General features: G+C 48.1%; 1 protein-coding gene. It reads right to left on the reverse strand.

The annotated features are described in order from the left end of the window. Positions 1–316: DDE-type integrase/transposase/recombinase (locus WCT94_RS20755; RefSeq protein WP_336871611.1), on the reverse strand; the 316-nt coding region annotated here is incomplete at both ends.

A 316-nucleotide genomic window follows, 5' to 3' on the forward strand; every position in this document is an offset into this window, starting at 1 on the left:
CTCGAACCATGCCGACGCTTACTGTTATAAAACATTTCGATATAATCAAAAATATCGCTTCTGGCTTCGTCTCTCGTTCCGTAGATCCTTTTCTTAATCCGTTCGCGTTTCAGTAGCTGGAAAAAGCTTTCCGCAACCGCGTTGTCGTGGCAGTTACCGCGACGACTCATGCTGCCTTCCAGACCGTGTGATTTCAGGAACGATTGCCACTCATGGCTCGTGTACTGACTGCCCTGATCAGAGTGAACCAGTACCTGCTTTTGAGGATTACGCCTCCACACCGCCATAAGTAATGCGTTCAGGACAATCTCTTTTG

The organism is Pectobacterium sp. 1950-15 (assembly GCF_037136835.1).
Lineage (GTDB): Bacteria > Pseudomonadota > Gammaproteobacteria > Enterobacterales > Enterobacteriaceae > Pectobacterium.